This is a genomic window from Neorhizobium sp. NCHU2750 (assembly GCF_003597675.1).
Lineage (GTDB): Bacteria > Pseudomonadota > Alphaproteobacteria > Rhizobiales > Rhizobiaceae > Neorhizobium.
The window spans coordinates 1417628-1438350 of the sequence record NZ_CP030827.1 but is presented as its reverse complement, the minus strand read 5'-3'; the positions used below and the strand labels follow the sequence as shown (position 1 = coordinate 1438350).

The 20723-nt window shown below is 58.9% G+C and carries 28 protein-coding genes; 2 read left to right on the top strand and 26 right to left on the bottom strand.

Annotated features, from left to right (window positions below; translation table 11 throughout):
* Window positions 1-92: 92 nt before the first annotated feature.
* From rplO to rpsL, 25 genes are all read right to left on the bottom strand, one after another.
* Complete coding sequence (gene rplO / locus NCHU2750_RS07025) at window positions 93-572, bottom strand: 50S ribosomal protein L15 (protein ID WP_119943063.1); 480 nt, start codon at window positions 570-572, stop codon at window positions 93-95.
* A gap of 10 nt (window positions 573-582) precedes the next feature.
* Entirely contained in the window at window positions 583-792 is a 210-nt protein-coding gene (gene rpmD / locus NCHU2750_RS07020) for a 50S ribosomal protein L30 (protein WP_006728669.1), read from the bottom strand.
* A 14-nt stretch (window positions 793-806) separates the two neighbouring features.
* Window positions 807-1373 carry a 30S ribosomal protein S5 gene (gene rpsE, locus NCHU2750_RS07015; protein WP_119939788.1) on the bottom strand — a complete coding sequence of 189 codons (567 nt, stop codon included), beginning with the start codon at window positions 1371-1373 and terminating at the stop codon, window positions 807-809.
* A gap of 131 nt (window positions 1374-1504) precedes the next feature.
* Window positions 1505-1867 (bottom strand): 50S ribosomal protein L18, encoded by a 363-nt coding sequence (gene rplR / locus NCHU2750_RS07010; RefSeq protein ID WP_119939787.1) that lies wholly within the window; start codon window positions 1865-1867, stop codon window positions 1505-1507.
* Between the two features lie 12 nt (window positions 1868-1879).
* Window positions 1880-2413, bottom strand: a complete 534-nt coding sequence (gene rplF / locus NCHU2750_RS07005) for a 50S ribosomal protein L6 (protein ID WP_119939786.1) — start codon at window positions 2411-2413, stop codon at window positions 1880-1882.
* A gap of 42 nt (window positions 2414-2455) precedes the next feature.
* Window positions 2456-2854 (bottom strand): 30S ribosomal protein S8, encoded by a 399-nt coding sequence (gene rpsH, locus NCHU2750_RS07000; RefSeq protein WP_112510991.1) that lies wholly within the window; start codon window positions 2852-2854, stop codon window positions 2456-2458.
* Window positions 2855-2866: 12 nt separating this feature from the next.
* A complete protein-coding gene (rpsN, locus tag NCHU2750_RS06995; protein ID WP_119939785.1) occupies window positions 2867-3172 on the bottom strand; it encodes a 30S ribosomal protein S14 in 306 nt (101 codons plus the stop codon).
* Window positions 3173-3205: 33 nt separating this feature from the next.
* The gene (gene rplE / locus NCHU2750_RS06990) at window positions 3206-3763 is read right to left on the bottom strand and encodes a 50S ribosomal protein L5 (protein ID WP_119939784.1); all 558 of its coding nucleotides are present in this window, start codon (window positions 3761-3763) and stop codon (window positions 3206-3208) included.
* Window positions 3756-4064 carry a 50S ribosomal protein L24 gene (gene rplX, locus NCHU2750_RS06985; protein ID WP_119939783.1) on the bottom strand — a complete coding sequence of 103 codons (309 nt, stop codon included), beginning with the start codon at window positions 4062-4064 and terminating at the stop codon, window positions 3756-3758. Before rplX ends, rplE begins: the two co-directional genes overlap by 8 nt.
* 12 nt (window positions 4065-4076) lie before the next feature.
* The gene (rplN, locus tag NCHU2750_RS06980) at window positions 4077-4445 is read right to left on the bottom strand and encodes a 50S ribosomal protein L14 (protein ID WP_003495199.1); all 369 of its coding nucleotides are present in this window, start codon (window positions 4443-4445) and stop codon (window positions 4077-4079) included.
* 236 nt (window positions 4446-4681) lie between these two features.
* On the bottom strand, window positions 4682-4918 hold the full coding sequence (rpsQ, locus tag NCHU2750_RS06975) for a 30S ribosomal protein S17 (protein ID WP_071008864.1): 237 nt from the start codon (window positions 4916-4918) through the stop codon (window positions 4682-4684).
* 11 nt (window positions 4919-4929) lie between these two features.
* The gene (gene rpmC, locus NCHU2750_RS06970) at window positions 4930-5130 is read right to left on the bottom strand and encodes a 50S ribosomal protein L29 (protein ID WP_119939782.1); all 201 of its coding nucleotides are present in this window, start codon (window positions 5128-5130) and stop codon (window positions 4930-4932) included.
* Between the two features lie 12 nt (window positions 5131-5142).
* Complete coding sequence (gene rplP, locus NCHU2750_RS06965; protein WP_093000489.1) at window positions 5143-5556, bottom strand: 50S ribosomal protein L16; 414 nt, start codon at window positions 5554-5556, stop codon at window positions 5143-5145.
* 38 nt (window positions 5557-5594) lie between these two features.
* Window positions 5595-6329: a 30S ribosomal protein S3 gene (rpsC, locus tag NCHU2750_RS06960; RefSeq protein ID WP_119939781.1), complete on the bottom strand. Its 735-nt coding sequence runs from the start codon at window positions 6327-6329 to the stop codon at window positions 5595-5597.
* A complete protein-coding gene (gene rplV, locus NCHU2750_RS06955) occupies window positions 6329-6718 on the bottom strand; it encodes a 50S ribosomal protein L22 (RefSeq protein ID WP_117193858.1) in 390 nt (129 codons plus the stop codon). The genes rpsC and rplV overlap by 1 nt, the downstream gene beginning before the upstream one ends.
* Window positions 6719-6720: 2 nt before the next feature.
* Window positions 6721-6999 carry a 30S ribosomal protein S19 gene (rpsS, locus tag NCHU2750_RS06950; protein WP_119939780.1) on the bottom strand — a complete coding sequence of 93 codons (279 nt, stop codon included), beginning with the start codon at window positions 6997-6999 and terminating at the stop codon, window positions 6721-6723.
* Window positions 7000-7015: 16 nt separating this feature from the next.
* Entirely contained in the window at window positions 7016-7849 is an 834-nt protein-coding gene (gene rplB / locus NCHU2750_RS06945) for a 50S ribosomal protein L2 (protein WP_119939779.1), read from the bottom strand.
* Window positions 7850-7860: 11 nt separating this feature from the next.
* Window positions 7861-8154 (bottom strand): 50S ribosomal protein L23, encoded by a 294-nt coding sequence (locus NCHU2750_RS06940; RefSeq protein ID WP_119939778.1) that lies wholly within the window; start codon window positions 8152-8154, stop codon window positions 7861-7863.
* On the bottom strand, window positions 8151-8771 hold the full coding sequence (gene rplD, locus NCHU2750_RS06935) for a 50S ribosomal protein L4 (protein WP_119939777.1): 621 nt from the start codon (window positions 8769-8771) through the stop codon (window positions 8151-8153). The genes NCHU2750_RS06940 and rplD overlap by 4 nt, the downstream gene beginning before the upstream one ends.
* Before the next feature lie 14 nt (window positions 8772-8785).
* Window positions 8786-9427, bottom strand: a complete 642-nt coding sequence (rplC, locus tag NCHU2750_RS06930; RefSeq protein ID WP_119939776.1) for a 50S ribosomal protein L3 — start codon at window positions 9425-9427, stop codon at window positions 8786-8788.
* A gap of 32 nt (window positions 9428-9459) precedes the next feature.
* Entirely contained in the window at window positions 9460-9768 is a 309-nt protein-coding gene (rpsJ, locus tag NCHU2750_RS06925; RefSeq protein ID WP_003507767.1) for a 30S ribosomal protein S10, read from the bottom strand.
* A 317-nt stretch (window positions 9769-10085) separates the two neighbouring features.
* On the bottom strand, window positions 10086-11261 hold the full coding sequence (tuf, locus tag NCHU2750_RS06920) for an elongation factor Tu (protein WP_119939762.1): 1176 nt from the start codon (window positions 11259-11261) through the stop codon (window positions 10086-10088).
* Between the two features lie 94 nt (window positions 11262-11355).
* Entirely contained in the window at window positions 11356-13455 is a 2100-nt protein-coding gene (gene fusA, locus NCHU2750_RS06915) for an elongation factor G (RefSeq protein WP_119939775.1), read from the bottom strand.
* Window positions 13456-13488: 33 nt separating this feature from the next.
* Entirely contained in the window at window positions 13489-13959 is a 471-nt protein-coding gene (gene rpsG / locus NCHU2750_RS06910) for a 30S ribosomal protein S7 (RefSeq protein WP_119939774.1), read from the bottom strand.
* An 89-nt stretch (window positions 13960-14048) separates the two neighbouring features.
* On the bottom strand, window positions 14049-14420 hold the full coding sequence (gene rpsL, locus NCHU2750_RS06905; RefSeq protein WP_003547537.1) for a 30S ribosomal protein S12: 372 nt from the start codon (window positions 14418-14420) through the stop codon (window positions 14049-14051).
* 489 nt (window positions 14421-14909) lie between these two features.
* On the opposite strand from rpsL, the gene NCHU2750_RS06900 reads away from it, so the two are divergent.
* Window positions 14910-15200, top strand: a complete 291-nt coding sequence (locus NCHU2750_RS06900; protein WP_119939773.1) for a transcriptional regulator — start codon at window positions 14910-14912, stop codon at window positions 15198-15200.
* 244 nt (window positions 15201-15444) lie between these two features.
* Window positions 15445-16155, top strand: a complete 711-nt coding sequence (locus NCHU2750_RS06895) for an acid phosphatase (protein ID WP_119939772.1) — start codon at window positions 15445-15447, stop codon at window positions 16153-16155.
* 181 nt (window positions 16156-16336) lie between these two features.
* Here the strand turns inward: NCHU2750_RS06895 and rpoC are convergent, their stop codons facing one another.
* Window positions 16337-20545: a DNA-directed RNA polymerase subunit beta' gene (gene rpoC, locus NCHU2750_RS06890; protein ID WP_119939771.1), complete on the bottom strand. Its 4209-nt coding sequence runs from the start codon at window positions 20543-20545 to the stop codon at window positions 16337-16339.
* Between the last annotated feature and the right edge of the window lie 178 nt (window positions 20546-20723).

Here is a 20723-nt window from a genome sequence, read left to right as displayed (position 1 = left end):
ATCGGCGCCCATCGGGGCCGCCAAATCGTGAGGCTCACATATGGACATAAAATCGCCCGGTGTGAAGCACGCACCGGGCGATTTTAAAGGTTTTACTCTGCGGCAGTTTCTGCAGCAGCGAGCAGCTTGACGGAACCGCCAGCCTTTTCGATCTTTTCGACGGCAGCCTTGGAGGCGCCGGCAACTTCGATCGCAAGCTTTGCCTTCAGTTCGCCGTCAGCGAGAACGCGAACGCCGTCCTTGGCGCGACGGATAACGCCGGCAGCCTTGAGAGCTGCTGCATCAACCGTTGCCTTGGCGTCGAGCTTGCCGGCATCGATCGCGGTCTGGATACGGCCAACCGAAACGGTGACGTATTCAGATGCGAAGATGTTGTTGAAGCCGCGCTTCGGCAGGCGACGGTAGATTGGCATCTGACCGCCTTCGAAGCCGTTGACGGCAACGCCGGAACGGGCCTTCTGACCCTTGACGCCGCGACCACCGGTCTTGCCCTTGCCGGAGCCGATACCACGACCTACGCGGATACGGTCCTTGGACGAACCTTCGTTGTCCTTGATCTCATTCAGTTTCATGATCAAACCCTCACTTCTCGTCGACGACGCGGACGAGATGCTGGACGGCCCGGATCATGCCGCGAACGGAAGGCGTATCTTCCAGCGTGCGAACCCGGTGCATTTTGTTGAGGCCCAGACCAACCAGCGTTGCGCGCTGGACAGCCGGACGGCGAATAGGCGAACCGATCTGCTCGACCGTGATCGTCTTTGCTTCAGTCTTCTTCGTAGCCTTAGCCATGGGTCAGACTCCTCTTATTCTTCCGATGCAACGCCGGAAGCGGCACGGCGAGCCTGCAGCGTAGCATACTTCATGCCGCGCTGAGCTGCGATGTCCTTCGGATGCACCTGGTGCTTGAGAGCATCGAACGTCGCACGGATCATGTTGTACGGGTTCGACGAACCGGTCGACTTCGCAACGACGTCATGAACGCCGAGCGTTTCGAATACGGCGCGCATCGGGCCGCCGGCGATGATACCGGTACCAGCCTTGGCCGAGCGCAGCAGAACCTTGCCGGCGCCGTGACGGCCGTTGACGTCGTGATGCAGCGTACGGCCGTCGCGCAGCGGTACGAAGATCAGTTCGCGCTTGGCAGCTTCGGTAGCCTTGCGGATGGCTTCCGGCACTTCGCGTGCCTTGCCATGGCCGAAGCCTACGCGGCCCTTCTGGTCGCCAACGACGACGAGAGCTGCAAAACCGAAGCGACGGCCGCCCTTGACGACCTTTGCGACGCGGTTGATCGCGACAAGCTTGTCGACGAATTCGCTATCGCGCTCTTCACGAGGCGCACGATCTTCGCGGCCTCTTTTTTCCTGTGCCATTGTCCTTGTCCTTTTTCTTTTGCGGGTGCAATCGGCAGATTACAATCCAAAACCCGGCCTTGAGCCGGGTCGATGCGGTAGAACCGCAATTCGCCCGACCTCCCCTTCTCAGGCAGGCCGGGCGAAATTTCTTAGAAGTCGAGACCGCCTTCGCGAGCAGCTTCTGCCAGAGCCTTAATGCGGCCGTGGTAGATGAAGGCGCCGCGATCGAACACGACTTCCTTCACGCCTGCCTTGGAGGCGCGTTCTGCAACCAGCTTGCCGACGGCAGCAGCAGCTGCAACGTCAGCGCCGGTCTTCAGCGACGAGCGCAGGCCCGCGTCGAGCGTGGAAGCGGCAGCAAGCGTGCGGCCGGCCACATCGTCGATGACCTGTACGTAGATGTTCTTCGAGGAGCGGTGAACCGACAGACGCGGACGGCCGTTTGCGACCTTCTTGATCTGGCGGCGAACACGGCTCGCACGCTTGGTGAGTGCTTCTTTACGAGTAGCCATTGTTCCGCGTCCTTACTTCTTCTTGCCTTCCTTGCGGACGATCCGTTCCTCAGCGTACTTGACGCCTTTGCCCTTGTAGGGCTCGGGACCACGGTATTCGCGGATTTCCGCGGCAACCTGACCGACCTGCTGCTTGTTGATGCCGGAGACGATGATTTCCGTCGGCTTCGGCACGGCAATGGTGATGCCTTCGGGGGCCTCATAAACAACATCGTGGCTGAAGCCGAGAGCCAGCTGCAGGTTCTTGCCCTGCATGGCAGCGCGGTAACCGACGCCGTTGATTTCGAGCTTGCGCTCGTAGCCGTCCTTAACACCCTTGAAGATGTTCTCGATCATCGTGCGGGACATGCCCCACTTCGAGCGAGCATCCTTGGTCTGGTTGACCGGGGTGACCGACACTGCGTTGTCGTTGAACTCGACCTTAACTTCGTCATTGGCAACGAAGAAAAGTTCGCCCTTCGGACCCTTTGCGGTGACCTTCTGGCCGTCGACGGAAGCCGTCACACCTGCAGGAACCGGAACGGGCTTCTTACCGATACGAGACATTTTGTTATCCTGTCTGTCCGTTATGGAGATCCTTGCCCAGTCTTAGAAGACCGAGCAAAGAACCTCGCCGCCTACGTTCTGTTCGCGAGCCTGGTGATCGGCCATCACGCCCTTCGGGGTCGAAAGGATGGTGATGCCGAGGCCGTTCGCGACCTGCGGAATGGACTTAACCGAGACATAAACTCGGCGGCCCGGCTTGGAAACGCGGCCGATCTCACGGATCACGGATGCGCCTTCGTAGTACTTCAGCTCGATTTCAATCTCGGACTTGCCGTTACCGAAATCGGTCTGGGTGTAGCCGCGGATGTAGCCTTCAGCCTGCAGGACGTCCAGAACACGAGCGCGCAGGCGCGAAGCCGGCGTCGTGACGGAGTTCTTGCGGCGGGAAGCGCCGTTGCGGATACGGGTGAGCATATCGCCCAAGGGATCAGTCATGGTCATCGAACGATCTCCTTACCAGCTCGACTTAACAATACCCGGCACCTTGCCGAGGTTGCCGAGCTCACGAAGCGCGATACGCGACATCTTGAGCTTGCGATAGAAAGCGCGCGGGCGACCGGTGACTTCGCAACGGTTGCGGATACGCGTCTTCGAGCCATCACGCGGCAGGGAAGCGAGCTTCAGAGTTGCCTTGAACCGCTCTTCGATCGGAAGTTCCTGGTTCATGATGGTTGCCTTCAATGCAGCGCGCTTGGCGGCATGGTCGGCAACTGTCTTGCGGCGGCGCTTGTTCTTTTCAACTGCGCTGGTCTTCGCCATATCGTAGTTCCTTTTTAACGCTCGTCGTTACGGTTACGCACGGAACGGGAAGTTGAACTCTTTCAGAAGAGCCCGAGCTTCGTCGTCGGTGGTCGCCGTCGTGCAAACGATGATGTCCATGCCCCACATCTGATCAACCTTGTCGTAGTTGATTTCCGGGAACACAATGTGCTCCTTGAGGCCCATGGCAAAGTTGCCACGACCGTCAAAGGACTTCGGATTCAGGCCGCGGAAGTCGCGAACGCGCGGCAGCGCGATGTTGACCAGGCGATCCATGAATTCATACATGCGGGCGCCGCGGAGGGTAACCTTCGCGCCGATCGGCATCTGTTCGCGAACCTTGAAGCCAGCAATCGAGTTGCGAGCGCGCGTGATAACCGGCTTCTGGCCAGCAATCGCAGCGAGGTCAGCTGCAGCAACGGTGGGCTTCTTGGAGTCTGCGGTGGCTTCGCCAACGCCCATGTTGATGACGATCTTGTCCATACGGGGGATCATCATTTCGTTGGCGTAGGAGAACTGCTCCTGCAGCGCTGCGCGGATGCGGGAAACGTATTCGGTCTTGAGCCGCGGCTCGTACTTTGCCTCAGCCATCGATCACATCTCCCGTACGCTTGGCTACACGCACCTTCTTGCCGTCGACGACGGAGAAACCAACGCGAGTCGGCTTGCCGTCCTTCGCGACGATCGCGACGTTCGACAGGTGGATGGACGCTTCCTTGTTGATGATGCCAGCTTCCTGCGTCTGCGTCTGACGCTGATGGCGCTTCACCATGTTGATGCCACGGACGACCGCACGGTCTTCCTTCGGCATAACCTGGAGAACTTCACCGGTACGGCCCTTGTCCTTGCCGGCGAGGATGACGACGTTGTCGCCCTTCTTGATCTTCTGCATGGATCCCGCTCCTTACAGTACTTCTGGAGCCAGCGAGATGATCTTCATGTGGTTCTTCGCACGAAGTTCGCGCGGAACCGGTCCGAAGATACGGGTGCCGATCGGCTCTTTCTTGTTGTCGATGAGGACCGCTGCGTTGTTGTCGAAGCGGATGACGCTGCCGTCGGCGCGGCGGATGTCTTTAGCGGTACGCACAACAACCGCCTTCATCACGTCGCCCTTCTTCACGCGGCCGCGCGGAATAGCTTCCTTGATCGAAACGACAATAATGTCGCCGACCGAAGCGTACTTGCGCTTGGAGCCGCCCAGCACCTTGATGCACATGACACGACGTGCGCCGGAATTATCCGCCACGTCGAGGTTTGTTTGCATCTGAATCATGTCAGGTCGCCTTCTTCTAAAAACCGGAACTTCCGAACGCTTAAGGCGCTCAGAGCCGGCAATGAACAGATTTTCAGTGTGCGCGGGATGGGTCTTGCCAAGGTGGTTTCCCTGAAAGGGACCTTCCGTGCGCTCAAAGCAAAAGAACGCCCGTTTCCGAGCGTTCTACGCCAGTGGCGTGCTTCATACAGGATTCTCCGCCAGACGCAATAGGCTGGCGGAAATTCCTGATCTTCTTAAGCCTGGGCGGCAACTACCGTCCAGCGCTTGTCCTTGGAGATCGGTGCGCATTCCTCGATGGAAACGACATCACCTACCTTGTACTGGTTGTTTTCGTCATGCGCCTTGTACTTCTTGGACCGGCGAACGGTCTTCTGAAGCAGCGGGTGAGCGAAACGGCGCTCGACGCGGACAACAACGGTCTTCTCGTTCTTGTCGGAAACGACAACGCCCTGCAGAATGCGTTTTGGCATATTATTCTTCCTTAGGCCTTGGCTTCTGCCGCCTTCTGGCGGGCAATGGTTTTCACGCGAGCGATGTCCTTGCGAACTTCGGTGATGCGCGAGGACTTCTCGAGCTGGCCGGTTGCCTTCTGGAAGCGCAGGTTGAACTGCTCCTTCTTCAGGTCGGCGAGCTTGTCCTTGAGCTGATCGGCCGTCAGGCCGCGTACTTCTTCGGCTTTCATCGTGCCTTCTCCTTACTCTGCGATGCGCTGAACAAAGCGCGTCGTGACCGAGAGCTTGGCAGAACCGAGGCGCAGGGCCTCGCGCGCGATTTCTTCCGAAACGCCGTCGATCTCGAACATGATACGACCAGGCTTGACCTTGCAAGCCCAGTATTCAACAGAACCCTTACCCTTACCCATACGAACTTCGGTGGGCTTGGCAGTTACCGGGACGTCAGGGAAGACGCGGATCCATACACGGCCCGCGCGCTTCATGTAACGGGTGATCGCGCGGCGAGCCGCTTCGATCTCGCGAGCGTTCACGCGGTTCGGTTCCTGAGCCTTCAGGCCGAATTCGCCGAATGCCAGGTCAAAGCCGCCCTTTGCGACGCCCTTGATGCGGCCCTTGAACTGCTTGCGATACTTGGTACGCTTTGGCTGCAACATTTTCTTACTTCTCCGAGCTTATCTTTCGCCAGCGCTAATCAAGCGTTTTCGCGTTCGCGGCGACGATCGCCACGATCACGGTCGCGGCTTGCCGGACCCTGCGCATCGCCTTCCAGCGCGCGACGTTCGGAAGCCATCGGATCGTGCTCAAGGATTTCGCCCTTGAAGATCCAGACCTTGATGCCGCAAATACCGAATGCGGTTTCGGCTTCAGCCGTACCGTAGTCGATGTCTGCACGCAGCGTGTGAAGCGGCACGCGGCCTTCGCGGTACCATTCGGTACGAGCGATTTCCGCGCCACCGAGACGGCCGGCGCAGGTGATCTTGATGCCTTCGGCGCCAAGACGCATTGCCGACTGAACAGCGCGCTTCATCGCACGGCGGAAAGCCACGCGGCGTTCGAGCTGCTGAGCGATCGACTGGGCAACCAGCGTCGCGTCAACTTCCGGCTTGCGAACTTCAACGATGTTGAGGTGCGTTTCGGAAGAGGTCATCTCGGAAAGCTTCTTGCGAAGCTTCTCGATGTCTGCACCCTTCTTGCCGATGATCAGACCCGGACGAGCCGAGTGGATCGTGACGCGGCACTTCTTGTGCGGACGCTCGATAACGACCTTGGCGATACCAGCCTGCTTCAATTCCTGCATGAGGTATGCACGGATCTTCAGGTCTTCGTGGAGGAGCTGACCGTATTCGGCGTTGTCGGCGAACCAACGGCTGTCCCAGGTGCGGTTAATGCCGAGGCGGAAGCCGATCGGATTAATTTTCTGACCCATTATGCGGCCTCCCCTTTTTCCTCAACTTCGCGAACGACGATCGTCAGGTGAGCAAACGGCTTTTCGATACGCGATGCACGGCCACGGCCGCGAGCGTGGAAACGCTTCATCACGATCGACTTGCCGACGTAAGCTTCCGAAACGATCAGAGCATCGACGTCGAGGTCATGGTTGTTTTCGGCGTTGGCGATAGCAGACTCGAGGGTCTTCTTCACGGTGCCGGCGATGCGCTTGCGGGAGAACTCGAGTTCTGCCAGAGCGCGTTCGACCTTCTTGCCGCGGATCATTGCGGCAACCAGGTTCAGCTTCTGCGGGCTGACGCGAAGCGTACGGGCGACTGCCTGTGCTTCGTTGTCCTTCAGCCGGCGTTCGGTCTTTGCCTTGGCCATGATTACTTCCTCTTCGCCTTCTTGTCCGCGCCGTGACCATAGTAGGTACGGGTGGGAGCGAATTCACCGAACTTGTGTCCGACCATGTCTTCGTTGACGCTGACCGGGATGTGCTTCGAGCCATTGTAGACGCCGAAGGTGAGACCTACGAACTGCGGCAGGATGGTGGAGCGACGGCTCCACATCTTGATCACTTCGCTGCGGCCGCCTTCACGTACCTTCTCAGCCTTGGCGAGAAGATAGCCGTCAACAAACGGACCTTTCCATACTGAACGAGCCATTGAACGACTTCCTCTCTTACTTCTTCACGTGGCGCGAACGCATGATGAACTTGTCCGTGGACTTGTTCGAACGCGTGCGCTTGCCCTTGGTGGGCTTGCCCCACGGCGACACCGGATGGCGACCACCGGAGGTGCGGCCTTCACCACCACCGTGCGGGTGGTCGACCGGGTTCATGACAACGCCGCGGTTATGCGGACGCTTGCCGCGCCATACGGTGCGGCCGGCCTTGCCGTCGTTGATGTTGCCGTGATCCGGGTTGGAAACGGCGCCAACGGTGGCGAGGCAAGAACCCGGAACGAGGCGCTGCTCGCCAGAGTTCAGACGAAGGATAGCCATGCCAGAGTCACGGCCGACCAGCTGTACGTAGGTGCCAGCCGAACGGGCGATCTGACCGCCCTTGCCCGGCTTCATTTCGACGTTATGAACGATCGAGCCAACCGGGATGTACTGCAGGGGCATGGTGTTGCCCGGCTTTACGTCGACAGCCTTGTCGGAAGCGATGACCTTGTCGCCGGCAGCGAGACGCTGCGGAGCGATGATGTAGGCCTGTTCGCCGTCCGCGTAGTTGACGAGCGCGATGAATGCCGAACGGTTCGGGTCGTATTCCAGACGCTCGACCGTGCCTTCAACGTCGAACTTGCGACGCTTGAAGTCGACCAGGCGGTAGGTACGCTTGTGACCGCCGCCGATGAAGCGGGCGGTGATACGGCCGTTGTTGTTACGACCGCCGCTCTTGGAGAGACCTTCCGTCAGCGCCTTGACCGGCTTGCCCTTCCACAGGCCCGAACGGTCGACGATGACCAGCTGACGCTGGCTCGGGGTCGTCGGATTATAGCTTTTCAGTGCCATTTTTCTTTACCTCAGAGACCGGTGGAGATGTCGATCGTCTGACCTTCGGCCAGGGTGACAACAGCCTTCTTGACGTCCTTCTGCTTACCGATGAAGCCCTTGAAGCGCTTCGTCTTGCCCAAACGGACCAGCGTATTGACGGCAGTGACCTTCACACCGAAGAGAGCTTCTACGGCAGCCTTGATTTCCGGCTTCGAAGCAGTCTTGGCAACGTTAAAGACAACCTGGTTCTGCTCGGACAGCAGGGTCGACTTTTCGGTGATCGAGGGAGATACGATCACATCATAGTGGCGAATATCGGTCACTTGAAACGCTCCTCGAGGGCTTCAACCGCAGCCTTGGAAAGCACGAGCTTGCCGCGACGCAGGATGTCGTAAACATTGATGCCCTGAACCGGCAGAACATCGATGTTCGGGATGTTCTGGGCTGCGAGCTTGAAGTTGCTGTCGATCTCAGCGCCGCCGATAACGAGGGCGTTGGTGAGGCCGAGCGAGGCAAAGGTACCGACCAGAGCCTTGGTCTTGGCTTCTGCAGAAACCAGGTCGTCGATGACGATCAGGTCTTCAGACTTCAGCTTTGCCGAAAGCGCGTGGCGCAGGGCCAGAGCGCGAACCTTCTTCGGCAGATCGAAGGCATGGCTGCGGGAAACCGGACCGTGAGCCTTGGCACCACCACGGAACTGCGGAGCGCGAGCCGAATGGTGACGAGCGCGGCCCGTACCCTTCTGCTTGTACATCTTCGAACCCGTGCGGGAAACTTCACCGCGGGTCAGAGACTGATGCGTGCCCTGCTGCTTCTTGGCGAGCTGGTAGCGGACCATACGAGCGAGGATGTCCTCGCGGGGGTCGAGGCCGAAGATCGCGTCCGACAGGGAAACCTTGCCAGCGTCTTTGCCTTCGAGGGTCTTGACGTTGAATTCCATGATACTGGGCTCCCTTACTTCGCAGCCGACTTGACGGCGTCGCGAACAACGATCCAGGCGCCCTTGGAGCCGGGGACGGCACCCTTGACGAGGATCAGGCCGCGGCCTTCGTCGGTGGACACGACTTCGAGGTTCTGGGTGGTGACGCGCGTCTGGCCCATGTGACCAGCCATGCGCTTGCCCTTCCAGACCTTGCCCGGATCCTGGTTGTTACCAGTCGAACCGTGCGAACGGTGCGACACGGACACGCCGTGGGTCGCACGCAGACCGCCGAAGTTGTGGCGCTTCATGGCGCCGGCAAAGCCCTTACCGATCGAGGTACCGGTCACGTCGACCAGCTGACCGGCCGAGAAGTGATCAGCCTTCAGCTCAGTGCCGACTTCGATCATGTTGTCTTCAGAAACGCGAAACTCTACGAGCTTCGACTTCGGCTCGACATTTGCAGCGGCAAAGTTGCCACGCATAGCCTTGGAGGTGTTCTTCACCTTGGCAACGCCTGCACCGAGCTGAACGGCCGTGTAGCCATTCTTCTCAACGGTACGGTGTGCAACAACCTGGCAGCTGTCGAGACGCAATACGGTAACCGGGATATGCTCACCAGCGTCGTTGTAGACGCGGGTCATCCCAATCTTCTGTGCAATTACACCTGAACGCATCGGTTCAATCCTTCCAACTCAGCTCTGATTTCTCAGAGCTTGATCTCAACATCGACGCCGGCGGCGAGGTCGAGCTTCATCAGCGCGTCCACCGTCTGCGGGGTCGGGTCAACGATATCGAGAAGGCGCTTATGCGTGCGCATCTCGAACTGCTCGCGGCTCTTCTTGTCGACGTGGGGGGACCGGTTTACCGTAAACTTCTCGATGCGGGTCGGAAGCGGAACGGGGCCCCGGACACTTGCTCCGGTGCGCTTCGCCGTCGACACGATCTCGCGCGTAGACGCGTCGAGAATCCGGTGATCGAATGCCTTAAGGCGAATGCGGATATTTTGGCCGTTCATTCGACGTTATCCTTGTTTTCTGTTCTCCCGATACCAAACGTAATGGCACGGGTTGTTCGTTTACCTAAGGCGGATCACCGGTTTCAAAGATCGAAGAGGGCACCGCTTCCAGCAGGCACCCCATTCCATTCTTCAGGCCCGAAGGCCCACCTTAAATTTCTTGTGCAATTCCCTGCATCGCCAAAGCGAAGCAGGCGCAAATCGCGCTTGCGCGCCATGTGCAACGTTTTTGTGTCATAAGCAAGCCGCTAAAGGCCACTTGCTTAAAAAAAATTAAAGCGGGCGGTATCTTGAGATACCGCCCTGCCCTTTATCGATTACTCGATGATCGAGGCGACGATGCCGGCGCCGACGGTACGGCCGCCTTCGCGGATAGCGAAGCGCAGCTTTTCTTCCATCGCGATCGGAACGATCAGCTCAACAACAACCGTGACGTTGTCGCCCGGCATAACCATTTCCGTGCCTTCCGGAAGCGTGACGATACCCGTCACGTCCGTCGTGCGGAAGTAGAACTGCGGACGGTAGTTGGTGAAGAACGGCGTATGACGGCCGCCTTCTTCCTTCGTCAGGATGTAGGCTTCGGCATTGAACTTCTTGTGCGGCTTGACAGAGCCCGGCTTGCACAGGATCTGGCCACGCTCGACGCCGTTACGGTCAACGCCGCGAACCAGTGCACCGATGTTGTCGCCGGCCTGGCCCTGGTCGAGCAGCTTGCGGAACATTTCAACGCCGGTAACCGTCGTCTTCGAGGTGGCGCGGATGCCGACGATTTCGACTTCTTCACCAACCTTGACGATGCCGCGCTCGACGCGACCGGTCACAACCGTACCACGGCCGGAGATCGAGAACACGTCTTCGATCGGCATCAGGAACGGCTGGTCAACCGGACGCTCAGGCGTCGGGATGTAAGAATCGACAGCTTCCATCAATTCGCGGATCGCGTCTTCGCCGATCTTCTTGTCGGAATCTTCCAGAGCAGCAAGAGCAGAGCCCTTGATGACCGGAATGTCGTCGCCCGGGAAGTCGTAGGAGGACAGGAGTTCGCGAACTTCAAGCTCGACGAGCTCGAGAAGTTCTGCGTCGTCGACCTGGTCGACCTTGTTGAGGAACACGACGATTGCCGGAACGCCAACCTGGCGAGCAAGCAGGATGTGCTCGCGGGTCTGCGGCATCGGGCCGTCAGCTGCCGAGCAAACCAGGATCGCGCCGTCCATCTGGGCAGCACCGGTGATCATGTTCTTGACGTAGTCGGCGTGGCCGGGGCAGTCAACGTGCGCATAGTGGCGGTTCGGCGTCTCATATTCGACGTGTGCCGTCGAGATGGTGATGCCGCGTGCCTTTTCTTCCGGAGCAGCGTCGATCTGGTCATACGCCTTGAATTCACCGAAGTACTTCGTGATCGCAGCCGTCAGCGAGGTCTTGCCGTGGTCGACGTGACCGATCGTGCCGATGTTGACGTGAGGCTTATTGCGCTCAAACTTGCTCTTTGCCATTGCAGGCTCTCCATTTTGTCTGAACCCTCAAGGGTTCTAATTCATGTGTTCGCCCCGGTACGGGACCGGGGCGTATTTCGGATCGGTATTCCGATTACTTCTGACCGGAATACTTGGCCTGAATTTCGGTAGCGACGTTGTTCGGAACCGGTGCGTAGTGATCGAAGGTCATCGAGTACTGTGCACGGCCCTGCGACATGGAGCGCAGGTTGTCGACATACTTGAACATGTTGGCGAGCGGGACGTGAGCATTGATCACGATCGCAATGCCGCGCTGTTCCTGGCCCTGGATCTGGCCACGACGCGAGTTCAGGTCGCCGATAACGTCACCGACGTAATCTTCCGGCGTTACGACTTCGACCTTCATCATCGGCTCAAGCAGCTGAGCGCCGGCCTTCTTGGCTGCTTCACGGAAGCAGGCACGCGATGCGATTTCGAAGGCGAGGACCGAGGAGTCGACGTCGTGGAAGGCACCATCGATGAGGGTAGCCTTGACGCCGAGCATCGGGAAGCCAGCCAGCGGACCGGAAGACAGAACGCTTTCGATACCCTTCTGAACGCCCGGGATGTATTCCTTCGGAACTGCACCGCCGACGATCTTGGATTCGAAGACGAAATCTTCGCCATCCGGGTTCGGTTCGAAGACGATCTTGACGCGCGCGAACTGACCGGTACCACCGGACTGCTTCTTGTGCGTGTAGTCTTCTTCGTGCTGACGCGTGATGGTTTCGCGGTAGGCAACCTGCGGAGCACCGACGTTTGCTTCAACCTTGAACTCGCGACGCATACGGTCGACGAGAATGTCGAGGTGAAGTTCGCCCATGCCGGCAATGATGGTCTGGCCGGATTCCTGGTCGGTCTTGACGCGGAACGACGGGTCTTCGGCAGCGAGGCGATTGAGCGCGAGGCCCATCTTTTCCTGGTCGCCCTTGGACTTCGGCTCGATCGCGATCTGGATGACCGGCTCGGGGAACTCCATGCGCTCGAGGATAACCGGCTTCAGCGGATCGCAGAGCGTATCGCCAGTGGTGGTTTCCTTGAGGCCTGCGAGAGCTACGATGTCGCCTGCAAAGGCTTCTTCGATGTCTTCACGCGAGTTGGAGTGCATCTGCAGCATGCGGCCGACGCGCTCGCGCTTGTCCTTGACCGTGTTCATGACCGACGAACCCTTTTCGAGCTTGCCGGAATAGATGCGGGTGAAGGTCAGCGAACCGACGAAGGGGTCGTTCATGATCTTGAACGCGAGCATCGAGAGAGGCTCGTTGTCGTCAGCATGACGCTCGATATCGGCTTCGGTCTTGAAGTCGATGCCCTTGATCGCCGGAATGTCGATCGGCGACGGCAGGTAATCGACAACGGCGTCGAGCAGCGGCTGAACGCCCTTGTTCTTGAACGCTGTGCCGCAGAACATCGGGTGGAACTTGACGTCGATGGTGCCGCGGCGAACCAGGGCACGGATCTTGTCGTTGTCCGGCAGGTCGCCGTTCAGGTAGGCTTCCATCGCTTCTTCGTCGATCTCGACAACGGTCTCGATCAGCTTTTCGCGATATTCTTCAGCCTTGGCCTTCAGGTCGTCCGGGATTTCGACAACGTCCCAGGCAGCGCCGAGCGATTCGTCGCGCCATACCAGAGCGTTCATCTCGATCAGGTCGACAACGCCCTTGAATTCGCTTTCAGCGCCGATCGGGAGCTGCATGACGACGGCGGTGGCACCAAGACGGGTCTTGATCATCTCGACCGAGCGGTAGAAGTCCGCACCGGTCTTGTCCATCTTGTTGCAGAAGATCATGCGCGGAACGTTGTACTTCTCAGCCTGACGCCAGACGGTTTCCGTCTGCGGCTCTACGCCTGCGTTGGCATCGAGAAGGGCAACAGCACCGTCGAGCACGCGCAGCGAACGCTCGACTTCAATGGTGAAGTCGACGTGGCCGGGGGTGTCGATGATGTTGAAACGGCGCATGTGACCGTCACGGCCCTTCCAGAAGGTCGTGGTGGCAGCAGAGGTGATCGTGATGCCACGCTCCTGCTCCTGCTCCATCCAGTCCATGGTGGCAGCGCCGTCATGAACTTCACCGATCTTGTGAGACTTACCCGTGTAGTAAAGGATGCGCTCAGTGGTCGTGGTCTTGCCGGCGTCGATATGCGCCATGATACCGAAATTTCGGTAGTCTTCGATTTTATACTCGCGAGCCATAGGACTGCCTTTCGAAATTCGATCGGATAAGAATTACCAACGGTAGTGCGAGAATGCGCGGTTCGCGTCAGCCATCTTGTGCGTGTCTTCACGCTTCTTGACGGCAGAGCCACGGTTGTTTGCGGCATCCATGAGTTCGCCCGAGAGACGATCGATCATGGTGGTTTCGTTGCGCTTGCGGGCAGCAGCGATCAGCCAACGGATCGCGAGGGCCTGGCGACGTTCCGGACGCACGTCAACCGGAACCTGATAGGTCGCACCACCGACGCGGCGCGAGCGAACTTCAACATGCGGCGCGACGTTGTCGAGCGCGGAATGGAAGATTGCGAGCGGCTCGGACTTGGCCTTACCCTGAACAGCGTCGAATGCGCCGTAAACAATGCTTTCAGCTACGGACTTCTTGCCGTGGAGCATGATGGCATTCATGAACTTGGTGACGATCAGATCGCCGAACTTCGGGTCCGGGTTGATCTCACGCTTCTCTGCACGATGGCGTCTGGACATACTAATCTCGTCTCTAAACGTTACGGGCGCTTTATCACGCGGAGAACCTCGCGCAGCGCCGGATTGATAAAGTCAAAAGGCCCGAAGGATTACTTCGGACGCTTTGCACCGTACTTCGAACGGCGCTGCTTACGGTTCTTGACACCCTGGGTATCGAGAACGCCGCGGATGATGTGGTAACGAACGCCCGGCAAGTCCTTTACGCGGCCGCCACGGATCATGACGACAGAGTGTTCCTGCAGGTTGTGACCTTCACCCGGGATATAGCCGATGACTTCGAAGCCATTGGTGAGGCGGATCTTGGCAACCTTACGCAGAGCCGAGTTCGGCTTCTTCGGGGTCGTCGTGTAGACGCGGGTGCAAACGCCGCGCTTCTGCGGGTTTTCCTGCAGAGCAGGAACCTTATTGCGCTTTACGTTTGCCTGACGCGGCTTACGGATCAGCTGGTTTACGGTAGGCATATACCCATCCCTTGCAAAATCTTCTTCCAAGCCCCCGGCTGGGGACCATAGCGATGCCGTTTCCGGCCACTGCAAGCACATGCCTCATACACAAACGTGGCCCGATCCCTTTGCGGATGGACCACGAAAGGCAGAGGACGCATATCAAATGCGTCATGCGTACAGCATTCTTTTTTAGTCTACGTGCGTTTTAGAAGCCTGTTTGAGACGAACTCCGGAGCGAAGACGCTCTAGACGCACGAGCCTCACATGGCTTCCGATGCGGGGGCGTTTACTGTTTTAACCCTTCTACGTCAAGGGCCGGCCCCAAAATAATGCCCGGAAGCCCGGTTTACCAGGGTTTCCTGCGTCAAACAGATGCCTGCTTTACCACAACAGAGGACGATTGCCGATTGTGTTTGGGAATCGCTGCGCAGGACGCTATTTGATGAGGGAACTTTCCTCGTCCGATCGCCTTGGTTCTAGGACGACCTCATTCAGGAGACTATCATGATTTCCCCCGCCGACAACGACAATAGCGACGACCCGATGGTTTTCATCATCATCGGCAAGGGTTACGAGACGAAGGGCGGCGAAGGTGTGGAACTGCACATCATGCTGAAGGCGCCCGATGACGATTCCGCCGTGCGCGAGGCGCTCAACGCGCTGACCGAGGAAGGCTTCCTCGAGGCCGATCTCGACCAGATCGGCGTGCTGCAGGAAGAGCCGCCGGAAGAGCCGCATGCATCAGCCTATCAGGGCGCGCTTGAAGGCGAAGTGGCGATCATCCGTTTCGACTGATCCGATATCGGCCCGAGGATGACGAACGATCTTCGGGCCGAAACTATATCTGGGCCGATTTCAAGGCTGAGCCATCGGCAAAGGACGTTGCGCGCACTTACTCAAGCGCAGGAGTTACAAGGCTCCTCGTCACCATCCAGCGATATGGACGAAAGTTAATGTTGCCGGATAAGGAACTGTCACAGACACGGAACACGGCGCGGATAGAGGTCCTCGGGTCATCATTCCCTTCAGAGGATCATTCATGCGCACCCTTTCCGCGTTGTTCTCGCTCAGCCTCGCCTTCAGCGTCGCCGTCGCCTCGCCGGTTCTCGCCGACGAAACCGCCAAGCCGTTTACCGATGCCAAGGAGGTCAATCTCACCGATCTTCTGCCGCCGCCTCCGGCCAATGATTCCGCCAAGACCAAGCAGGAAATCGGCCAGTTGCTGACCATCCAGGTCACCCGCACGCCGGAGATGGAGGCCCGTGCCCAGGCCGATGCGCATGAAGAGATCTGGCGGTTTGCCGACGTCGTCGACAATCCGAAATTCGCCACGGAAAACCTGCCGAAATTCTCGGCCTTCTTCGATCGCATCCTAGCGACGAGCGATGCCGTCGTCGATCCGGCGAAGGACGTGTGGAAACGCACCCGCCCTCACCTTCTCTATCCCGACCTGATCAAGCCGGTCGTTCCGTTGTCGAAATCCGGCTCCTATCCGTCCGGTCATACGACCACCGGCACGCTGATGGCCGTGGTGCTCTCCGACATGCTGCCGGAAAAGAAGCAGCAGATCATGGCGCGCGGCTGGGAATATGGCTGGAACCGCGTGATCGGCGGCATCCACTATCCGAGCGACATCGAAGCCGGCCGCATTTCCGGCATCGCGATCGCCCAGACGATCATGCAGCATGAAGACTACCGTGAGGAATATGCCGCCGCGAAGGCGGAACTGCGCAGCGCGCTCGGACTGTAAGCATCACTCGTCGCATGTTGGAAAAGCCGCCGATTTCCTTCGGCGGCTTTTTTGTTTGGCATTCCTCCTGCCGCGCCAGATGGAAGGAGCCAGTCACACCACCGCTCGTCGTCGCCAAATGCAGAAGAGCCGCCCGGATCGCTCCGGGCGGCTCTCTCAATTCAAACGACGTTGCGAGTGATTACTCGGCCGGCGTGTTTTCCGCGTTCATGTCGCGCAGCATCGGGGTTGCCGTGTCGGAACCCGTGCCCTTCTTGCGTTCCTCGAGGATGAGGTCGTCGCGAGACGTGGCGATGCGGCGGATCTGCGTCATGGTGCCGCCGGTACCAGCCGGGATAAGGCGGCCGACGATGACGTTTTCCTTCAGACCCTGCAGCGTGTCGACCTTGCCGGCGATCGCAGCTTCCGTGAGAACCTTGGTGGTCTCCTGGAAGGATGCGGCCGAGATGAAGGACGGCGTCTGAAGCGATGCCTTGGTGATGCCGAGCAGAACCGGCTCGCCATAGGCAGGCTTCTTGCCTTCTTCGATCAGCGCGTCGTTGACGTCTTCCAGCTCGATCCGGTCGACATTGTCGCCGACGATATAGGTCGAGTCACCAGCATCGGTGATTTCCACCTTCTGGAGCATCTGGCGGACAATCACTTCGATGTGCTTGTCGTTGATGACAACGCCCTGCAGACGGTAGACTTCCTGGATTTCGTTGACCAGGTAGGAAGCAAGTGCTTCCACGCCCTTGATCGCCAGGATGTCGTGCGGCGCCGGGTTACCGTCGAGGATGTAGTCACCCTTTTCGATATAGTCACCTTCCTGAAGATGGAAGGGCTTGCCCTTCGGGATCAGGTATTCGGTCGGCTCGACACCGTCTTCCGCCGGCTCGATCATGACGCGACGCTTGTTCTTGTAGTCGCGGCCGAGGCGGATCGTACCATCGATCTCAGCGATGATGGCGTGGTCCTTCGGACGACGGGCTTCGAACAGTTCGGCGACGCGCGGCAGACCACCGGTGATGTCCTTGGTCTTGGCGCTTTCCATCGGGATACGCGCAAGCACGTCACCCTGGGAAACCTTCTGACCCGGTTCAACCGAGAGGATGGCCTCGACGTTGAGGTTGAAGCGGGCTTCACCACCACGCGACAACTTCATCACGGCGCCGGAGGCGTCCTTGATGACGATTGCCGGCTTCAGATCCGCACCGCGTGGGGTCGAACGCCAGTCAATGACCTGACGCTTGGTGATGCCGGTGGATTCGTCGGTGGATTCCAGAACCGAGATGCCATCGAAGACATCTTCGAACTGAACCGTGCCGGCGACTTCCGTCATCATCGGGCGGGTGTACGGATCCCATTCTGCAAGGCGCTGACCGCGACGAACCTTGTCGCCGTCATCGATATGCAGCTTCGAACCGTAGGCGACGCGCTGCGAGGAACGCTCGACACCGCGCTCGTCGAGAATGGTGATGGACATGTTACGGCCCATCGCGACGAGAACGTTTTCGGAGTTGCGCAGGACGTTGCGGTTCTTGAGCAGGATCGTACCTTCATACGAAGCTTCCAGGAACGACGAGTCGACGACGTTTGCCGTGCCACCAAGGTGGAACGTACGCATGGTCAGCTGGGTACCCGGCTCACCGATCGACTGAGCGGCAATGACGCCGACTGCTTCGCCCATGTTGACCGGCGTACCGCGAGCAAGGTCACGGCCGTAGCAGACCGAGCAGACGCCCGTCTGTACTTCGCAGGTCAGTGCGGAGCGAATGCGGATCGACTGGATGCCAGCCTTCTCGATTTCGATGACATCCGGCTCGAGGATCATCTTGCCGGCGTCGACGATGCGCTCACCCGTGACCGGATGATCGATATTGTCGAGCGCGGTGCGTCCGAGAACGCGGGCGCCGATAGAAGCAACAACCTGACCGGCATCGACGATGGCGGTCATGGTGAGGCCGTTTTCGGTGCCGCAATCCACGAGGTTGACGATGCAATCCTGCGCCACGTCGACGAGACGACGGGTCAGGTAACCGGAGTTTGCCGTCTTCAAGGCGGTGTCTGCCAGACCCTTACGGGCACCGTGGGTCGAGTTGAAGTACTCGTTAACGGTCAGGCCTTCCTTGAAGTTCGAGATGATCGGCGTCTCGATGATTTCACCCGACGGCTTCGCCATCAGGCCGCGCATGCCGCCCAGCTGGCGCATCTGGTTCGGAGAACCACGGGCACCCGAGTGGGACATCATGTAGATGGCGTTCATCGGCTTCTGGCGACCGGTCTCGGCGTCGAATTCGACGGCCTTAATGCGGGCCATCATGTCTTCGGCGACCTTTTCGGTTGCCTTACCCCAAGCGTCGACGACCTTGTTGTACTTCTCGCCCTGAGTGATCAGGCCGTCATTGTACTGCTGCTCGTATTCCTTCACGAGAGCTTCGGTGTCACCGACGATCTTGTGCTTCGAATCCGGGATGATCATGTCGTCCTTGCCGAACGAAATGCCCGCGCGGCAGGCATGGGTAAAGCCGAGCTGCATGATGCGGTCGCAGAAGATGACCGTGTCCTTCTGACCGCAATGACGGTAGACCGTGTCGATCATCTTGGAGATGTTCTTCTTGGTCATTTCCTGGTTGCAGGTCTCGAACGGCACGTTGACGTTCTTCGGCAGAAGTTCGCCAATGATCAGACGGCCAGGCGTCGTGTCGTAGATCTTGGAGACCAGCTTGCCTTCGGCATCCATGGTCTTGAAGCGACCCTTGATCTTCGAATGCAGCGTGACGACCTTGTTTTCCAAGGCGTGGTGCAGTTCGCCCATGTCGGAGAAGGCCATGCCTTCGCCCGGCTCGCGCTCGTTCATAATCGACAGGTAGTACAGGCCGAGAACCATGTCCTGCGACGGAACGATGATCGGTGCACCGTTTGCCGGATGCAGGATGTTGTTCGTCGACATCATCAGGACGCGGGCTTCGAGCTGGGCTTCGAGCGACAGCGGCACGTGAACGGCCATCTGGTCGCCGTCGAAGTCGGCGTTGAAGGCCGTGCAGACGAGCGGGTGCAGCTGGATGGCCTTGCCTTCGACCAGAGTCGGTTCGAAGGCCTGGATGCCCAGGCGGTGCAGCGTCGGTGCGCGGTTCAACAGAACCGGATGCTCGCGGATGACCTCGTCGAGGATATCCCAGACTTCCGGCTTTTCCTTTTCGACCAGCTTCTTGGCCTGCTTGACGGTGGACGAGAAGCCCTTGGCGTCAAGACGGGCGTAGATGAACGGCTTGAACAGTTCGAGCGCCATCTTCTTCGGCAGGCCGCATTGATGCAGCTTCAGTTCCGGACCGGTCACGATGACCGAACGGCCGGAATAGTCGACGCGCTTGCCGAGAAGGTTCTGGCGGAAGCGGCCCTGCTTGCCCTTGAGCATGTCGGACAGCGACTTCAGCGGACGCTTGTTGGCGCCGGTGATGACGCGGCCGCGGCGGCCGTTATCGAACAGCGCGTCCACAGATTCCTGCAGCATGCGCTTTTCGTTACGGATGATGATGCCCGGAGCGCGCAGTTCGATCAGGCGCTTCAGACGATTGTTACGGTTGATGACGCGGCGATAGAGATCGTTCAGGTCAGACGTCGCGAAACGGCCGCCATCGAGCGGAACCAGCGGGCGCAGGTCCGGCGGGATGACCGGCACGACCTTCATGATCATCCATTCCGGACGGTTGCCGGATTCGATGAAATTCTCGACGATCTTCAGACGCTTCATCAGCTTCTTCTGCTTGAGATCCGAGGTGGTCTCAGCAAGATCGGTACGCAGTTCGCCGGCGATCTTTTCAAGATTCATCGAGGCGAGCATCTCGTAGATGGCCTCGGCGCCGATCATCGCGGTGAACTGGTCTTCACCATATTCGTCGATGGCGATCATGTACTCTTCTTCGGAGAGAAGCTGGTTCTCCTTCAGAGCAGTCAGGCCCGGCTCGGTGACGATGTAGTTCTCGAAATAGAGAACACGCTCGACATCCTTCAGCGTCATGTCGAGCAGAGTCGAGATGCGCGAGGGAAGCGACTTCAGGAACCAGATATGGGCAACGGGAGCGGCGAGCTCGATATGGCCCATGCGCTCGCGGCGAACGCGCGACAGCGTGACTTCGACGCCGCACTTTTCGCAGATGATGCCCTTGTACTTCATGCGCTTGTACTTGCCGCACAGGCATTCGTAGTCCTTGATGGGACCGAAGATGCGCGCGCAGAACAAGCCGTCGCGTTCGGGCTTGAACGTACGGTAGTTGATGGTTTCCGGCTTCTTGATCTCGCCGTAGGACCAGGAGAGAATCTTCTCCGGCGACGCGATCGAGATGCGGATCGAGTCAAAGTGCTGTGCCGGCACCTGCGGGTTGAAAAGGTTCATGACCTCTTGGTTCATGCCTGTCTCCTTGATGGGGCTTTCAAGCCCTCACTCGGGTCGTTGACCGACGAATTCCCGGGATGTCGATCCCGACCCTTGATGACAATAGACGCCAAATGCGGCGAAACTCCCCTCCCCGAATCAAAACCCAGGGAGGGAGCGGTGCGCGCGATTTCCCACGCGCACCCTTGTCAAA

Coding starts and splice junctions, on each gene's coding strand:
- rplC (WP_119939776.1), bottom strand. CDS start 9,427: ATGCGTTCAGGTGTAATTGCACAGAAGATTGGGATGACCCGCGTCTAC.
- rpsJ (WP_003507767.1), bottom strand. CDS start 9,768: ATGAACGGCCAAAATATCCGCATTCGCCTTAAGGCATTCGATCACCGG.
- rpsN (WP_119939785.1), bottom strand. CDS start 3,172: ATGGCGAAGACCAGCGCAGTTGAAAAGAACAAGCGCCGCCGCAAGACA.
- rpsC (WP_119939781.1), bottom strand. CDS start 6,329: ATGGGTCAGAAAATTAATCCGATCGGCTTCCGCCTCGGCATTAACCGC.
- rpsH (WP_112510991.1), bottom strand. CDS start 2,854: ATGACCATGACTGATCCCTTGGGCGATATGCTCACCCGTATCCGCAAC.
- rplX (WP_119939783.1), bottom strand. CDS start 4,064: ATGCAGAAGATCAAGAAGGGCGACAACGTCGTCATCCTCGCCGGCAAG.
- rpsQ (WP_071008864.1), bottom strand. CDS start 4,918: ATGCCAAAACGCATTCTGCAGGGCGTTGTCGTTTCCGACAAGAACGAG.
- rplE (WP_119939784.1), bottom strand. CDS start 3,763: ATGGCTGAGGCAAAGTACGAGCCGCGGCTCAAGACCGAATACGTTTCC.
- rplF (WP_119939786.1), bottom strand. CDS start 2,413: ATGTCTCGTATCGGTAAGAAGCCCGTTCCGGTTCCTGCAGGTGTGACG.
- rplD (WP_119939777.1), bottom strand. CDS start 8,771: ATGGAATTCAACGTCAAGACCCTCGAAGGCAAAGACGCTGGCAAGGTT.
- tuf (WP_119939762.1), bottom strand. CDS start 11,261: ATGGCAAAGAGCAAGTTTGAGCGCAATAAGCCTCACGTCAACATCGGC.
- rplR (WP_119939787.1), bottom strand. CDS start 1,867: ATGGCTACTCGTAAAGAAGCACTCACCAAGCGTGCGAGCCGTGTTCGC.
- rpmD (WP_006728669.1), bottom strand. CDS start 792: ATGGCTAAGGCTACGAAGAAGACTGAAGCAAAGACGATCACGGTCGAG.
- rplN (WP_003495199.1), bottom strand. CDS start 4,445: ATGATTCAGATGCAAACAAACCTCGACGTGGCGGATAATTCCGGCGCA.
- rpsG (WP_119939774.1), bottom strand. CDS start 13,959: ATGTCCAGACGCCATCGTGCAGAGAAGCGTGAGATCAACCCGGACCCG.
- rpoC (WP_119939771.1), bottom strand. CDS start 20,545: ATGAACCAAGAGGTCATGAACCTTTTCAACCCGCAGGTGCCGGCACAG.
- rpsS (WP_119939780.1), bottom strand. CDS start 6,999: ATGGCTCGTTCAGTATGGAAAGGTCCGTTTGTTGACGGCTATCTTCTC.
- rplV (WP_117193858.1), bottom strand. CDS start 6,718: ATGGCCAAGGCAAAGACCGAACGCCGGCTGAAGGACAACGAAGCACAG.
- NCHU2750_RS06895 (WP_119939772.1), top strand. CDS start 15,445: ATGCGCACCCTTTCCGCGTTGTTCTCGCTCAGCCTCGCCTTCAGCGTC.
- rplB (WP_119939779.1), bottom strand. CDS start 7,849: ATGGCACTGAAAAGCTATAATCCGACGACCCCGAGCCAGCGTCAGCTG.
- fusA (WP_119939775.1), bottom strand. CDS start 13,455: ATGGCTCGCGAGTATAAAATCGAAGACTACCGAAATTTCGGTATCATG.
- rpmC (WP_119939782.1), bottom strand. CDS start 5,130: ATGAAAGCCGAAGAAGTACGCGGCCTGACGGCCGATCAGCTCAAGGAC.
- rpsE (WP_119939788.1), bottom strand. CDS start 1,373: ATGGCACAGGAAAAAAGAGGCCGCGAAGATCGTGCGCCTCGTGAAGAG.
- NCHU2750_RS06900 (WP_119939773.1), top strand. CDS start 14,910: ATGATTTCCCCCGCCGACAACGACAATAGCGACGACCCGATGGTTTTC.
- rplP (WP_093000489.1), bottom strand. CDS start 5,556: ATGTTGCAGCCAAAGCGTACCAAGTATCGCAAGCAGTTCAAGGGCCGC.
- rplO (WP_119943063.1), bottom strand. CDS start 572: ATGAAACTGAATGAGATCAAGGACAACGAAGGTTCGTCCAAGGACCGT.
- rpsL (WP_003547537.1), bottom strand. CDS start 14,420: ATGCCTACCGTAAACCAGCTGATCCGTAAGCCGCGTCAGGCAAACGTA.